A 12,679-nucleotide genomic window follows, 5' to 3' on the forward strand; every position below is an offset into this window, starting at 1 on the left:
GTGCACGTCTAGGTCGAGTGGCTGCTGGCGCTGACCGACCGCCGCCTCTTCGGCTCCGAGCCCGTCGACGCGGCGACCGCCGAGGAGCTGCGCCGCCGCCGCGCTCCCCGTCATCGCGAAGCCGCCGATCCGCAAGCTCGCGAAGGACCTCGACGTCGACCTCCTCGAGGTGCAGGCCACCGGCCTCGCCGGCGAGGTCACCCGCGACGACGTCATCCGCCACGCCTCCCAGGCCAGCGTCTTCCGCAACATCCAGACCCCCGCCTGGGGCGACGACCGCGAGGAGCGCATCCCCGTGCGCGGCGTCCGCAAGGCGATCGCCGCCGCGATGTCGACGAGCGCGTTCACCGCGCCCCACGTCAGCGTCTTCGTCGACGTCGACGCGACCCGCACCATGGAGTTCGTCAAGCGCCTCAAGAACTCGCCCGACTTCGCCGGCGTCAAGGTCTCGCCGCTGCTCATCATGGCCAAGGCCATCATCTGGGCCGTCCGCCGCAACCCCACCGTCAACTCCGCCTGGACCGACACCGAGATCGTCGTCCGCCACTACGTCAACCTCGGCATCGCCGCGGCCACCCCGCGCGGACTGCTCGTCCCCAACGTCAAGGACGCCCAGTCGATGAGCCTCCTCGAACTGGCCCAGGCCCTCGAGAAGCTCACCCTCGACGCCCGCGACGGCAAGACCACCGCCGCCGACATGCAGAACGGCACCATCACCATCACCAACATCGGCGTGTTCGGGATGGACACGGGCACCCCGATCCTGAACCCCGGCGAAGTCGCGATCATCGCCCTCGGCACGATCAAGCAGAAGCCCTGGGTCGTCGACGGCGAGGTCCGCCCCCGCTTCGTCACCACGGTCGGCGGCTCCTTCGACCACCGCGTCGTCGACGGCGACGTCGTCAGCCGCTTCGTCGCCGACGTCGCCAGCGTGCTGGAGGAACCGGCGCTGCTCTTGGATTGAGCGGATTCCTCCTTCGTCGTCATCCGCTCCGCGGTCGGCTGTACGAGGTGGGGGCGTGTCGTGGAGCGGGGAGCGTACCGCTACGGCGAATCGCTGGAACGCGATTCGGCGGTCAGCTCGGCCCTGAGGGCGAGCGTGCACGGATGCGGCTCGGCCCTTCGCTGTCGAGGGAGAGCGGGTGGTCTCCGCTGAGGGTGCGGGGCACGGGCCGCGGCTGCGCCGGCGGGAGCGGGAGAGCGGGGGAACGGCAGCGGTCAGCGGGGGGCGACCGCGAAGGAGTGCAGGGCGAGGGCGTCGCTCAGGCGGGCGGCGACGCGGGCGCCGCGGACGCTGGTGCCCTGGGGGTCCAGCGGCGGGCTGACGACGGCGGCGCCGAGGCGGCCGGGAGCGGAGAGGACGAGGGCGCCCGAGACGCTCGACTTGGCGGGGACGCCGACCGCGCGCATCCAGCGGCCCGAGCCGTCGTAGACGCCGCACGTCGCCATGACCGCGACCACGTCGCGCGCGACCGAGGCCGGCACGACCCGCTCGCCGGTCCCCGGGTGCACGCCGCCGAACGCGAGCGTCGCGCCCATCGCGGCCAGGTCGCGGACGTCGACAAGCACGGCGCACGCCCGGGCGTACGCGGAGACGGCGTCGTCGGCGCTGCGGTGCAGGGTGCCCTCCGCGCGCATCAGGTGCGCGAGGGCGTGGTTCCGGTCGCCGAGGAGGTGCTCGTCGGCGGCGACGCTCTCGTCGACGGAGAGCGGGCGGCCGGCGAAGGCGGAGAGGCCGCGGAGGATCCGCTCGCTCCGGCCGTCGGCGTCGCCGCCGTCGACCAGGGCGGCGGTCAGCAGCGCTCCCGCGTTGACCATCGGGTTCGGCGGGCGCCCGGTGCCGCTCTCGAGCTTGAGGGCGTCGAAGGCCTCGCCGGTGGGCTCGATGCCGACGCGGTCGAGCGCGTCACCGCCGGTGTCGAGGAGCGCGAGCGCGAACAGGAACGGCTTCACGGCCGACTGGATGCTGAACCCCGACTCCGCGTCGGCGCTCGCGCGGACGGACCCGTCGGGCAGGACGAGCGCGATCGCGCAGAGTCCCGGGTCGGCGTCCGCGAGCGCGGGGATGCTGTCGTCGACCTCGCCCCCGTCGTCCGGCAGCACCTCCCGGCGCAGCGCCTCGAGGTCGAAGGCCAGGGGATCGGGGAGGGGGCTCATCCGTCCACTCTGTCAGGGCGGGGAGCCCGTCGCGTCCCGGGCCTCAGACGAGCCCGAACTCCGCGTCCAGCTCCGCGGCGAACGACGCGCGCAGACTCTCCTTCTCGTCGGCGGGCAGCCAGGAGGCCTCCGCTCCGGTGAGCGCCATCGCGCGCAGCTGAGCGGCGGTCGCGCCGATCGGGCCGGCGGCGAGGCGGTACTCGTCGGCGAGCGTGGTCGGGAACATCCCGGGATCGTCGGAGCACGGCACGACCCGCAGTCCCGCGTCGAGCATCGCCCGGATGGACGCGCGCCGCCAGGGCCGCCAGGAGCGGCGCGAGGTCGTCGAGGCGACGGTGAACACGACGCCCTGCTCGCGGACGCGCTCGACGACGGCGGGGTCCTCGAGGACGAAGTAGCCGTGGTCGATCCGGTCGCAGCCCAGCAGATCGAGGCAGGTCGTCGTGTTGGCCGCGGTCGGGGCGTGCTCGGAGGAGTGGGCGGTCCGGCCCAGGCCGGCCTCCCCGGCGAGGCGGTAGGCGTCGGCGAAGCGCTCGGGCGGACCCGCCGTCTCGAGGTTGTCGAGCCCGATCCCCGCCACGTACTGGTGGGGGTGGCGGACGACCTCGCGGACCAGCTCGAGCGCCTCCTCCCCGCTGTGGCCCGCGGCCTGAGCCGAGACGGTTGCCGACGGGGCCCGCGGGACCGCGCGGCTCCGGGAAGCCGGACGCGGTCCCGCGGGTCGGACGTCGCTACGCCGTGAGCGCGACCGCCGTCCACGAGACGGGCGGGAGGGTCAGCGTCAGCACGCCGTCCTCGAGCGTCGCCGTGGCCTCGCGCAGGCGCACGCGGTTCTGGTCGTCACGCGTGTTCTTCGCGTAGGGGTCCTCGTCGAACAGGGCCACCGCCTCCGCGATGCTCGAGACTCCGAGGCCGCTGACGTCGACGGTGACCTCGATCGGCTCCGTCTGCGAGCGGTTCACCAGGAAGACGGCCGCGCGGCCCTCGTCGACGGTGGCGACGGAGTCGATGAGCGGAGCGTCGCCGTGGCGGGCGGTCGAGTAGGTCCCCGCGTCGATCCGGGGGCGCAGCACCGAGCCGGAGGCCAGGCGTGCAGTGGTCGAGAACGGGAAGAACGTGGTCTGGCGCCAGGCGGCTCCGCCCGGCTCGGTCATGATCGGCGCGATCACGTTGACGAGCTGCGCGAGGGAGGCGGAGGTGACCCGGTCGGAGTTCTTCAGCAGCGTGATCATCAGGTTGCCGAGGACGACGGCGTCGGCGACGGAGTAGACGTCCTCGAGCAGGCGCGGGGCGTAGGCCCACTCGCGGGTGCTCTGGTCGCCCTCGGCGTCGGCCTTCTCCTTGGCCTGCCACTCCTCGAGGTACCAGACGTTCCACTCGTCGAAGGAGAGCTTGATGTCCTTCGTCTTCTTGAGCTTGAACTTCACGTGGTCCACGGTCGCCGCGACGGTGGCGATGAAGTACTCCATGTCGAGGGAGGAGGCGAGGAAGGAGCCGAGGTCTCCGTCGTACTCCTGGTAGTAGGCGTGGCACGAGACGTACTCGACGTCGTCGTACGCGTGCTCGAGGACCACGCGCTCCCACTCGCCGAAGGTCGGCATCGACGAGCTCGACGAGCCGCAGACGACCAGCTCGAGCGAGGGGTCGGCGATCTTGAGGGCCTTGGCGGTGCGGGAGGCGAGCTTGCCGTAGTCGTCGGCGCTCATGTGGCCGACCTGCCAGGGGCCGTCCATCTCGTTCCCGAGGCACCACATGCGGATGTCGTAGGGCTCGGTCCCGCCGTTGGCGATGCGCTGGTCGGCGAGAGCGGTGCCGGCCGGTCCGTTGGCGTACTCGAGGACGTCGAGCGCCTCGAGGACGCCGCGGGTGCCGAGGTTGACGGCGTACATGATCTCGCTGCCGGTCAGCTCCGCCCACTTGGCGAAGTCGTCCAGCCCGACCTCGTTGGTCTCGAGCGAGTGCCAGGCCAGGTCGCGGCGGCGGGGGCGCTCGGAGCGGGGGCCGACACCGTCCTCCCAGCGGTAGCCCGAGACGAAGTTGCCGCCGGGGTAGCGGATCGTCGTGGTGCCCAGCTCCTTGACCAGCTCGACCACGTCGAGGCGGAAGCCGTCCTCGTTCGAGGCGGGGTGGCCGGGCTCGTAGATGCCGTCGTACACGCAGCGGCCGAGGTGCTCGACGAACGAGCCGAAGAGGCGCGGAGTGACGGGGGCGACGACCGCGGCGGGGTCGAGGCTGATGCGCGCGGTGGCGGCGGGGGCGTCGGTCATGAGGGCCTTTCGGGCTTCGGGCTCCCGCAGCGGGCTCGGCGGCGAGCGGTCTTTCTAACGTTGTACACGATGGTCCGCCCCGGCTCGGCCGCTGTCAAGAGCGGCACGGGCCCCTCCTGCCTCGCTGCTCGCCGCTGCCGACGGCGGCAGACCTCTTCGGGCGTCGCGTCTCCCCGCCGCCGCTCAGCGCACCTGTGCTCGACTGGGCGGGTGCCCTCCTCCGATGCCGTCACCGACGCCTGCTCCGAGCTCGCCGACCGCGCCGACGCCCTCGCGGCGTCGCATCCCCGCCCGCGCGCGTTCCTCGCGGCCGTCGCGAAGGACGTCGCCGGCATCCGCAGCGCCCCTCTCGGCGCTCTCGACCTGGCGCACGGCGGCCGCAACCGGGTCCGGGGGAAGGGCTTCCGCCGCCCCTACGACGACGGCACCCGCGGCCAGGCCCGCCACTTCGCCGGCGTCGCGGGCGCCACGCTGTACCTCGGCGGCCCGCTCGCGCACCTGTTCCTCCGCACCGTCGGCGGCGACGTCCGCGGCTCGGCCGACGACCGGCTGACGACGCGGGCCGTGGAGTGGAGCCGGCTCCTCCGCCGCGGCGAGCTGGCCGTCGCGGACGCGGGAGCGTGGATCCGCCGCGAGATCTGCGGCAGCGGGACCTGCGCCTAGGCCCCGGCCGACGCCCGTCCGACGGCCGGGTCCTCCGCGATCGGCCGGCCCGCGGTCGACTCCCGGGCGACCACGGTGAACGCCGCCTCGTGGAGCGTCCCGGGGCCGGTGCGGGTGCCCTCGATCCGGGCCTGCAGCACCTCGACCGCGGTGCGCGCGATCTCGTCGCGCCCCGAGTCCACGGTGGAGAGGCTGGGGGAGGAGTAGCCCGCCTCGTCGATGTCGTCGAAGCCGATAACCGCCACCTCCTCGGGCACGCGGACCCCCGCCTCCTGGAGCGCGCGGACCGCGCCGAGCGCGAGGGTGTCGTTGAGCGCGAACACGGCGTCGAAGTCGAGCCCGGAGGCGAGCACGCGGCGCATCGCCTCGGCGCCGCCGGAGCGCCGCCACGGGCCCGAGACGCCGATCATCCGCTCGTCGTAGGCGATGCCGGCCTCGGCGAGCGCGGCGCGGTAGCCCTCGAGGCGGAGCGACGCCGAGCTGACAGCGGCGTCGGGGTGCGTCCCGAGCGCCACGATCCGGCGCCTTCCGGAGGCGAGCAGGTGCGCGGTGGCAGCGTGCGCCGCCGCCGTGTTCTGCATGGTGACGTGGTCGACCAGCCCGGTGAAGATCCGCTCGCCGAGCAGCACCAGGGGGAAGCCGACCGCGAGCGCGTCCTCGTCGGCGAGGCCCAGCGGGCTGAAGAGCAGCCCGTCGGTGAGCTGCCGGCGCTCGCTCGCCAGCACGCTCCGCTCGCGCTCGGGGTCGCCGCCGGTCTGCTCGATCAGCACCGTCAGCCCGCGCTCGTCGGCGGCGCGCATCACGCTGTCGGCGAGCTCGGCGAAGTAGGGGAGGCTCAGCTCCGGCAGGGCGAGGCCGATCACGCCGGTGCGGCCGCGGCGCAGGCTCCGCGCGGAGAGGTTGGGGCGGTAGCCCAGCTGCGCGATGGCCGCCTGCACCCGGGAGCGGGTGGCCGGGCGCACGTGCGGATAGTCGTTGATCACGTTCGAGACGGTCTTGATCGAGACGTCGGCGGCGCGGGCGACGTCGTGCAGCGTGACGGCCACGGTCCTCCCTCCGCTCGGCCCTCACGCTACCCCGGGGCTCCGCTCCGGCCTGTCGCGGATCGACGCCGGGGCGGCGTGCGGGCGGGGCGCGCCGCCGGAGCAGGACGCGCCCCGCGGCCGATCAGGTGTACCAGCTGGGCTCGGGGACGGTGTCGAGCAGGGCGAAGACGCCGACCTCGCGGCGCTTGTAGGGCAGCGGATCGTGCAGGGAGTGGGTGCGGAGGTTCCGCCAGTAGAGGTCGAGTCCGACCGAGCTGGCGGAGGCGCGGGCGCCGGTCAGCTCGAAGACGCGGGTCGCCGTCGCGAGGCCGTCCTCCACGATCCGCGCCTTGGCCGCGGCGATCCGCACGGCGATCTCGCCGCGGCGCCGAGGCGTCAGCTCCTCGCGCGGAGCGTGCAGCGCGGCCGAGAGCGCGGCCCCCGTCGCGTCGATCAGCGCCTCGTCGGCCCAGAGCCGGGACTGCAGGTCGCCGTATCCCTCGAGCACGTACCACTCGTCGCCGGCGCGCTCCTTGTCGTCGCCGCCGTACGGCCAGGCCCGGGTGCGCTCGCGGGTGTACTGCGCCGCGCGCTCGAGCGCTCCCTGCGCGATGCCGAGGTAGAACTCGGCGAAGACCTGCTGGATGACGGGCACGTTGAGGGTGTTGTAGACGAGCGGACGGTAGACCTTGTCGACGAAGCCGGCCGCCGCCGCCCACGGCACGCGGACGCCGCGGATCTCGACGGAGCCGGACTCGGTGAGCCGCTGGCCGAGGCTGTCCCAGTCGCGGCCGAAGACGATCCCCTCCTGATCGGTGGGGACGATCGCGAAGAGGTGGGTGTCCGTCCCCTCGAGCACCCCCTCGAGCACGGTCAGGTCGCTGACCACGCCGCCGGTCGAGAACGACTTGCGGCCGGTGAAGACCAGCTCGTCGCCCTCCTCCCGCACGGTGAGGTCGGAGTCGCGCGGGTTCACCGCGCCTCCGTAGAGGAGGTCCCCCTCGGTCGCGAGCTGCTCGACCGCGATGATCTGCTCAGGGGTCCCCACGAGGCGGGCCGCCCAGGCCCAGAGGTAGTGGTAGCCGAGCAGCTGGCCGATCGAGCCGTCGCCGCGCGCGACGGTGCGGACGACGCGGAGGGCGGTGGTCCACTCCTGGGCGCCGCCGCCGTGCTCGGCGGGCCCGAGCAGCGTGACGAGGCCGGCCGCCTTGAGCAGGGCGACCTCGGCGAAGGGGGCGGCGCCGGCGCGGTCGCGCTCGAGGGCGTCGGTCGCGAGCACGGCGGCGACCTCCTCGGCGCGGACGAGCCAGGCGTCGGGGGAGTCGGGCCGGGGGGCGGCCGACCAGTGCTCGGCGGCGGCGCCGATCGGCGTCGCGGCATCGGCGCCGGTGGTCGTGGGTGCGGTGGTGGTCACGGTGTCCTCGTCTCGTCGGGGGCGGTGTGCAGCGACTGTGCCAGGGGCGAGGTGCTCGGAGCGAGGCGCGTGTCGCCCCGTGTCCGCGTGTGTCCGCGGATGACCGGCGGGCGCCTCTGCACGATTTTGACAATCGTTATCAATAGCCGTTAGCGTGGGGGCACCCGCCCGGCCCCTGACCCAGATCGGCTCACCGTGAAGACCCGCCTCCTCGCCCTCACCGCCCTCCTCGGCGGCACCGCGCTCGCCCTGAGCGGCTGCTCCGGAGCGGGCAGCGCCTCCGACAGCTCCTCCGCCGCCGCCGCGGGCGGGCCCGTGAAGGTCGTCGCGTCGACGAACGTCTACGGCGACCTCGTCTCGAGCATCGGCGGCGACCTGGTCGAGGTGACCAGCATCATCGACAGCCCGGACAAGGACCCGCACGAGTACGAGGCCACCGCCCGCGACCAGCTCGCCGTGTCCGGCGCGACCCTCGTGATCGAGAACGGCGGCGGCTACGACCACTTCCTCGACACCATGATCAGCGCGGCCGGCACCGAGGCCCCCGTCATCACGGCCACCGTGATCGCCGGCCTGGAGGACGTCCACGACCACGCGGAGGAGGAGGAGGAGTCGGAGGGCGGGCACGAGCACGCGGAGTTCAACGAGCACGTCTGGTACGACCTCTCGGTGATGAAGGAGGTCGCGGGGCGGATCGGCGACGAGCTCGCCGCGCTCGACCCCGACAACGCCTCCGCCTACTCCGCCAATCTCGCCACCCTCGACGAGGGGCTCGACGCCCTGATCGCCCGCGAGGGCGAGCTGAAGGGCGCGCTCTCCGGCCGCTCCATCGCGATCACCGAGCCCGTCCCGCTGTACATGACCGATGCGCTCGGCCTGACCGACGCGACTCCCGAGGCCTTCAGCGAGGCGGTCGAGGAGGGCACCGACGTCCCCGCGACCACGCTCCAGGAGACGCTGGCGCTGTTCTCCGGCGAGGCCGTCGACGCGCTGATCTACAACGAGCAGACCGAGGGCGCGCAGACGGACGCGGTGCTCGACGCCGCGAAGGCCGCCGGGATCCCGGCCGTCCCCGTCACCGAGACGCTGCCCGAGGGCGACGACTACACCGGCTGGATGACCGCCAACCTCGACGCGATCGAGGGAGCCCTCTCCCAGTGAGGCACGACTCCCCGACCAGGCCCGTCTCCCCGGAGGCGGGCCCTTCGGCGTCCGTGCTGCGGCTGCGCGGCGCCGGGCTCCGCTTCGGCGACCGCGAGCTGTGGAGCGGCGTCGACCTCGACGTGCGCGCCGGCGAGTTCGTCGCGGTGCTCGGGGCGAACGGCTCCGGCAAGACGAGCCTCCTGCGCGCGGTGCTCGGTCAGCAGCAGCTGAGCGCGGGGGAGCTGCAGGTGCTCGGCGAGCCCGTGCACCGCGGCAACCGGCGCATCGGCTACATCCCGCAGCAGAAGCTCGCCGACGAGGGCACGCCGCTGCGCGCGCGCGATCTGCTCGGGCTCGGGATCGACGGCCACCGGTTCGGCCTGCCCCTGCCCTCCCGCTCCCGGCGCGCGGCCGTCGACGCGCTGCTCGAGGCCGTCGGCGCCACCGCCTTCGCCGACGCCCCCATCGGCAGCCTGTCCGGCGGCGAGCAGCAGCGCGTCCGCGTCGGCCAGGCGCTCGCGGGCGACCCGGCGCTCCTGCTCTGCGACGAGCCGCTGATCGCGCTCGACCTCGCCCACCAGCGAGCGGTCAGCGAGCTGATCGACCGGCACCGCCGCGAGCGGAACCTCGGCGTCCTCTTCGTCACGCACGACGTGAATCCGGTGCTCGGCATGGTGGACCGCGTGCTCTACCTCGCCGGCGGCCGGTTCCGGATCGGCACCCCCGACGAGGTCCTGCGCTCGGAGGTGCTCAGCGAGCTCTACGATGCACCCGTCGACGTGATCCGCGCCCGGGGCCGGGTCATCGTGGTCGGCGCACCCGACCACTCGCACGTGCACGAGCACGAGGAGGGGCAGTCGTGACGGACGTCTGGTCGCAGATCTTCGACTTCTCGGACTACGGAGCGCTGCTGTCGCTCCTGATGAACTCGGTGATCGCCGGCGCGGTCCTCGGAGTGGTCGGCGGGCTCATCGGCGTCTTCGTGATGTCGCGCGACATGGCCTTCGCGGTCCACGGCATCAGCGAGCTCTCGTTCGCGGGGGCCTCCGCGGGGCTGCTGCTGGGCGTCGGCGTCGTCGAGGGATCGATCGTCGGCTCGCTGATCGCGGCGGTCCTGATCGGCGTGCTCGGCTCGCGCGCCCGCGACCGCAACTCGATCATCGCGGTGCTGATGCCGTTCGGACTCGGCATCGGCATCCTCTGCCTGGCCCTCTACCCGGGCCGCAGCGCGAACAAGTTCGGCCTGCTCACGGGTCAGATCGTCGCGGTCGACGACCCGCAGCTCGGGTGGCTGATCGGCATCTCGGTGGTCGTCCTCGTCGGTCTCGCGCTGATCTGGCGCCCCCTCACCTTCGCGAGCGTCGACGCCGACGTGGCGGCCGCGCGCGGCATCCCCACCCGGGCGCTCTCGATCGCGTTCATGCTCCTGCTCGGCCTCGCGGTCGCCGTCTCGGTGCAGATCGTCGGCTCGCTGCTCGTGCTCGCGATCCTGGTGACGCCGGCGGCCGCGGCGCTGCGCCTGTCCGCCTCGCCGGTGGTCGTGCCGCTGCTGAGCGTGCTCTTCGCCGTCGGCGCGCTGGTGGGCGGCATCCTGCTCGCGCTGGGCGGATCGATCCCGATCAGCCCCTACGTGACGACGATCTCGTTCGCGATCTACGCGGTCTGCCGGATCATCGGCCGGAAGGGCGTCCGGCGCTCCCGGCTCGCCGTCGGCGGGGGGCGGTAGCGTGGCCCGGGTCGTGCGGAGTGGAGGTGGTCCAGTGGTCAAGCGCAACACGTGGCAGCGCGAGGCGGTGCGCGAGGCTCTCGGGCGTCGCGAGGACTTCGTCAGCGCCCAGGGCCTGCACAGTGCGCTGCACGCCTCCGGCTCGCCGATCGGGCTCGCGACGGTCTACCGCGCGCTCTCGGACCTGGCCGTGGAGGGCGAGGCCGACTCGCTGCAGTCGCCCGAGGGCGAGAGCCTCTACCGCGCCTGCACGCCGGGCACGCACCACCACCACCTGATCTGCCGCCGCTGCGGGCTGACGGTCGAGATCGCGGCCGACGAGGTCGAGGAGTGGGCGCGCTCGGTCGCGTCGCAGAACGGCTTCACGGACGCGCACCACGTCGTGGACGTCTTCGGGCTCTGCGCGGCCTGCACCGCGGGGCTCGCCGAGGCCTGAGGGTGGTCCGGCCGGGAGCCCGTCCGCGGGCGCCCCTCGATCCTGGTCCGGCTCAGGCCGGGAGGAACACCCCGATCGACCGGTCCTTCACCACGGAGCCGGCGGGCAGCACCCGTCCGCTCATCGCGAGGTAGACGCCCGGCGGCAGCAGCTGCACGGCGGCCACCGCGGTGCCGAGGTTGAACGCGGCGTCGCTGTCGAGCATCCGTGCGGGCTGCATCGCGCCGGTGAGGACGACCACCCGATCGCGGACGACGCCGAGGGCCTCGGCCGTCGCGGTCATCGTGTCGGTGCCGTGGGTGAGGACGATCCGGTCCTCCTCGGCGGCGAGCACCCGCTCGCGGATGAGGGCCCGATCGGCGTCGTCGAGCTCGAGGCTGTCCTTGGCGAGGACCTCCTCGACGCGGAACTCGAGCGTGGTGAGCACCGGGGCGAGCAGGCGCGGCACCATCGGGGCGCCGATCTCGAGCTCGCCCGCGAGCGAGTACTCCTTGTCGACGGTGCCACCGGTGGTGAGGACGAGGATGCGGTCAGTCACGCGATCAGACTAGGCGCCGCCTCCGACACCGGCACGTTCGTGCGCAGTGGCCGCGCCACGGCGGCGGCGGCGGCCCGCATCGGGAACGATGGAGCGCATGACATCCTCCTCCCCGTCCCTCCTCCGCACCGGCGCCAAGGTGCTCCTCGGCTCCGCCCTCCTCTTCGCGGGGGTGAGCCACCTTACCCGCAAGCGGGAGGAGTTCCAGGCGCAGGTGCCCGAGTGGGTGCCGCTGGACAAGGACGCGGTCGTGCTCGCCTCGGGCGTGGTGGAGATCGGCCTGGGCGCCTCCCTGGTGCTCGCGCGCCGCCGGGCGCCGCTGGTCGGAGCCGCGGCCGCCGCCTTCTTCACCGCGATCTTCCCGGGCAACGTCTCGCAGTGGGTGACGCGGACGAGCGCCTTCGGCCTCGACACCGACCGCAAGCGCGCCGTGCGCCTCGCGTTCCAGCCGCTGCTGGTGGCGTGGGCGCTCTGGTCGACCCGTCGTCCGCGGGGCTGATCCCGCTCGGCTGATCCCGCTCGCCGGGCGGCACGGCGCCGGCCGCGAGCGCGTGCCGTTCGCCGCCCGCCGCTGAGGATCCCCTCAGCCTCAGCCGTCGCCCTGCTGCGCCTCGGCCAGCAGCGGCGCGAGCAGCTCCTCGATCCGGCGCCGCGCCCCCTCGGCGTCACCCGCGGCGATCGCCTCGACCAGCTCGGCGTGCTGGCGGGCGTGTACGTCCTCCTCGCCGACGACGTCCTCCTCCAGCACCGACTCGAACATGCCGGTGAGGCCGTCGTAGAGCTCGACGAACAGGTCGTTGTGGGTCGCGACGACGACGGCCCGGTGCAGCGCGGTGTCCGCGGCGATCCGCTCGGCGAGCTCCGGCGCCTCCCACGAGCGGGCCCGGCGGGCCAGCAGGGCGCGGAGGGCGGCGACGTCCTCCCCGGTGCGGCGCTCGGCCGCCAGCGCGGCCGTCGCCCCGTCGATCGCGAACCGCAGCTCGAGGCCCTCCCGGCGGGCGGCGCTCGGGATGCGGCGGCGCAGCGACTCGGCGAGCTGCGAGCGCGCGGTGACGAACGTGCCGCGCCCCTGCTCCCGCCGCACGAGGCCCGCCTGCACGAGGGCCTGGACGGCCTCGCGGACGGAGTTGCGTCCGGCGCCGGTCCAGCGGGCGAGCTCGGCCTCCACCGGGATCCGCTCGCCGACGGCCCAGCGGCCCGAGCGGATCTCCTCGTGGAACAGCGCCGTGACGTGGTCGATCACGCTCTCGCGCTGGAACGGCGCCGCGGGGCTAGACTCGCCAGGATTCATCCCATCATCCTATCTCTCG

12 protein-coding genes and 2 pseudogenes are annotated in these 12,679 nt (G+C 73.8%); 7 read left to right on the forward strand and 7 right to left on the reverse strand.

Annotated elements, in window-relative coordinates:
• Positions 1-91: 91 nt before the first annotated feature.
• Positions 92-964 (forward strand): annotated as a pseudogene (locus tag C5B98_RS14085) (dihydrolipoamide acetyltransferase family protein); the annotation flags it as partial.
• Between the two features lie 254 nt (positions 965-1,218).
• On the opposite strand, the gene glsA reads toward C5B98_RS14085, so the two are convergent.
• The 3 genes and pseudogenes from glsA to C5B98_RS14100 form a co-directional block, all read right to left on the reverse strand.
• The gene (gene glsA / locus C5B98_RS14090; protein ID WP_104324656.1) at positions 1,219-2,157 is read right to left on the reverse strand and encodes a glutaminase A; all 939 of its coding nucleotides are present in this window, start codon (positions 2,155-2,157) and stop codon (positions 1,219-1,221) included.
• Between the two features lie 43 nt (positions 2,158-2,200).
• Positions 2,201-2,779 (reverse strand): annotated as a pseudogene (locus C5B98_RS14095) (adenosine deaminase); the annotation flags it as partial.
• Between the two features lie 109 nt (positions 2,780-2,888).
• Positions 2,889-4,424: an alpha-N-arabinofuranosidase gene (locus C5B98_RS14100; protein ID WP_104327948.1), complete on the reverse strand. Its 1,536-nt coding sequence runs from the start codon at positions 4,422-4,424 to the stop codon at positions 2,889-2,891.
• A gap of 210 nt (positions 4,425-4,634) precedes the next feature.
• Between C5B98_RS14100 and C5B98_RS14105 the strand changes: the two genes are divergently transcribed.
• Positions 4,635-5,087, forward strand: a complete 453-nt coding sequence (locus tag C5B98_RS14105) for a hypothetical protein (RefSeq protein ID WP_104224546.1) — start codon at positions 4,635-4,637, stop codon at positions 5,085-5,087.
• On the opposite strand, the gene C5B98_RS14110 is transcribed toward C5B98_RS14105, so the two are convergent.
• Positions 5,084-6,133, reverse strand: a complete 1,050-nt coding sequence (locus C5B98_RS14110; protein WP_104227227.1) for a LacI family DNA-binding transcriptional regulator — start codon at positions 6,131-6,133, stop codon at positions 5,084-5,086. The two genes, C5B98_RS14105 and C5B98_RS14110, sit on opposite strands and share 4 nt — an antisense overlap.
• Positions 6,134-6,254: 121 nt before the next feature.
• Positions 6,255-7,526 (reverse strand): acyl-CoA dehydrogenase family protein, encoded by a 1,272-nt coding sequence (locus tag C5B98_RS14115; protein ID WP_258072316.1) that lies wholly within the window; start codon positions 7,524-7,526, stop codon positions 6,255-6,257.
• Positions 7,527-7,721: 195 nt separating this feature from the next.
• Here C5B98_RS14115 and C5B98_RS14120 point away from each other — a divergent pair, with 195 nt between their 5' ends.
• Genes C5B98_RS14120 through C5B98_RS14135 form a run of 4 tightly spaced genes read left to right on the forward strand, consistent with a single transcriptional unit; the run spans position 7,722 to position 10,831 of the window.
• On the forward strand, positions 7,722-8,687 hold the full coding sequence (locus tag C5B98_RS14120; protein ID WP_104327949.1) for a metal ABC transporter solute-binding protein, Zn/Mn family: 966 nt from the start codon (positions 7,722-7,724) through the stop codon (positions 8,685-8,687).
• Positions 8,684-9,532, forward strand: coding sequence for a metal ABC transporter ATP-binding protein (locus C5B98_RS14125; RefSeq protein ID WP_104247996.1), 849 nt, complete (start codon positions 8,684-8,686; stop codon positions 9,530-9,532). The genes C5B98_RS14120 and C5B98_RS14125 overlap by 4 nt, the downstream gene beginning before the upstream one ends.
• 59 nt (positions 9,533-9,591) lie before the next feature.
• Complete coding sequence (locus C5B98_RS14130) at positions 9,592-10,395, forward strand: metal ABC transporter permease (protein WP_104224551.1); 804 nt, start codon at positions 9,592-9,594, stop codon at positions 10,393-10,395.
• Positions 10,396-10,429: 34 nt separating this feature from the next.
• Positions 10,430-10,831 (forward strand): Fur family transcriptional regulator, encoded by a 402-nt coding sequence (locus C5B98_RS14135; protein WP_104224542.1) that lies wholly within the window; start codon positions 10,430-10,432, stop codon positions 10,829-10,831.
• A 52-nt stretch (positions 10,832-10,883) separates the two neighbouring features.
• On the opposite strand, the gene C5B98_RS14140 is transcribed toward C5B98_RS14135, so the two are convergent.
• Positions 10,884-11,369, reverse strand: coding sequence for an asparaginase domain-containing protein (locus C5B98_RS14140; protein WP_104224541.1), 486 nt, complete (start codon positions 11,367-11,369; stop codon positions 10,884-10,886).
• A gap of 88 nt (positions 11,370-11,457) precedes the next feature.
• Here C5B98_RS14140 and C5B98_RS14145 point away from each other — a divergent pair, with 88 nt between their 5' ends.
• A complete protein-coding gene (locus C5B98_RS14145; RefSeq protein WP_181027249.1) occupies positions 11,458-11,868 on the forward strand; it encodes a hypothetical protein in 411 nt (136 codons plus the stop codon).
• A gap of 90 nt (positions 11,869-11,958) precedes the next feature.
• Here the strand turns inward: C5B98_RS14145 and C5B98_RS14150 are convergent, their stop codons facing one another.
• On the reverse strand, positions 11,959-12,660 hold the full coding sequence (locus C5B98_RS14150; RefSeq protein ID WP_104327950.1) for a FadR/GntR family transcriptional regulator: 702 nt from the start codon (positions 12,658-12,660) through the stop codon (positions 11,959-11,961).
• Between the last annotated feature and the right edge of the window lie 19 nt (positions 12,661-12,679).

This window comes from Rathayibacter sp. AY1A5, from assembly GCF_002930875.1.
Lineage (GTDB): Bacteria > Actinomycetota > Actinomycetes > Actinomycetales > Microbacteriaceae > Rathayibacter.